Below are 1,731 nucleotides of genomic sequence, written 5' to 3'. Positions count from 1 at the left end.
GGCGATCTTGCGCGAGCTGTCGGTGATCTGCTGCATGCTGCTGACCACCTGGCCCACCACTTCACCACCGCGCGCTGCGGCCTGGGCGGCCGTGCCGGCCAGCTGATTCGCCTGGCGTGCCGTGTCGGCCGATTGCGACACCGTGGCCGTCAACTGCTCCATGCTGGCCGCGGTTTCCTCGAGGTTGGACGCAGTCTGCTCGGTGCGTGCCGACAGGTCGTGGTTGCCGTTGGCGATCTCCACGGATGCAGAAGACACCGAGTCCACGCCCGAGCGCACTTCGCTGACCACGCCGCGCAGGCGCGCCGACATCGCCGAGAGCGAGCGCAGCATGTGGCCGAACTCATCCTTGCGGGTCGAATGCAGCTCGCGCGTGAGGTCACCTGCGGCGATGGCATCGATGGTGGTCACCGCCTGGTTGAGCGGGTCGCTGATGGAGTGCACCAGCCGCCAGGCCAGGAAGATGCCCACCGCCAGCAGCACCATGGACATGATGATGCCCGAGATGGCGTACTCGACGCGGCGCGCCGTGGCGTCTGCACGGATGGCATCGCGGCGCTGCTCCAGGGTGGTCACGAAGTCGTCCTGGGCCTTGAGGTACTTGGTGACCAGGGGCGCGAATTCGTTATCGGCAAACTGCTGGGTGGCCACGGCATCGCCGGCGCCCTTGAGCTCCCAGGTCTTGGCCGTTGCCGCCAGCACGGCCTTGCGGGCCTCCAGCACCTTGTCCAGCGCCGCCTTTTCTTCGGGCGCCGTGGCGGAGGCGATGATCTTTTCCTGCACCTTGTTGATGGCGCCGATGATTTCCTTGACCTTGGCGCCGTACTGTTCGGACAGCACGGCATCGGTGGTCACCGCACCGCCCATGACCATGTTGACGGCAGTCTCGGTGGCGCCGCGCCAGCGCACAGCGGCGGAAATGCGCGCTTCGATCTCCATCACGGCATCCAATGCCGCTGTCATGGAGTTGTTGCCCCGGTTCTGGGCGAAGCTGGAGAGCAGCAGCATCGCGATCATCAGACCCAGAAATGCCCCCCACAGCTTGCGGGAGACACGGATATTGTCGAATTGCATGGCTCTTTTCCTTGTGGACCTGTGATGCCTTGGGCATTCCCCACCTTTATCGGCGGAAACATTCAATTACATCAGACAGGCATAGCCTACGCTAGCCACGGGCGTGCAACGGGCTTCAGGTCACCGGGACAAACCCCAATTTGACAGAACCAAGCCCAAGTGAGACTGGGTGCAGGCCTGCTGAGCCGGGCAGAGGGTGACCACCAGCTGGTCGCTGGGTCAGAAACTTTCCCAGTCGTCGTCCCCGCCCTTGGCGGTGGCACGCGGGGCCGATGCGGGGGCAGGCCCCGCAGCAGCAGGTTTGGGGGCCGTTGTCGGCTTGGGTACCGAAGTCGTCAAGCGCGCGGCCGCAGAAGCGGCCGGACGTGCTCCTGTCTTTCCCGCAACTGCGGGGCGGGCCGGAGCGGGTGCAGGGCGTGGTGCGGCCGCACGCGGCGCTGCCGCCGGTGCCCGCGCAGGCATCGCCCCCACGTTGAACACCGACACCACCTCGGCCAGCTTCTGCGCCTGGTCGCGCATCGACGCCGCTGCCGCCGTGGACTCCTCCACCAGCGCCGCGTTCTGCTGCGTCATCTGATCGAGGTGCGTCACCGCCTGGTTGACCTGGGCGATGCCGTCGCGCTGCTCGGTGGACGAGGCCGTGATCTCTCCGATCAA

Annotated in this window: 1 protein-coding gene and 1 pseudogene; both read right to left on the bottom strand. The window is 66.2% G+C overall.

The genetic code is table 11. The annotated features are described in order from the left end of the window. A partial coding sequence (locus tag ASE31_RS32570) for a HAMP domain-containing protein (protein ID WP_235514428.1) occupies positions 1-1,074 on the bottom strand: 1,074 nt, incomplete at its 3' end. Between the two features lie 219 nt (positions 1,075-1,293). Then, a pseudogene (locus ASE31_RS31595) lies at positions 1,294-1,731 on the bottom strand (methyl-accepting chemotaxis protein); the annotation flags it as partial.

This window comes from Acidovorax sp. Root217 (assembly GCF_001428645.1).
In the GTDB taxonomy this organism is placed as follows: domain Bacteria; phylum Pseudomonadota; class Gammaproteobacteria; order Burkholderiales; family Burkholderiaceae_C; genus Acidovorax.
Note: the sequence above shows the minus strand (reverse complement) of the source record. Positions and strands in the feature narration are given on the sequence as shown.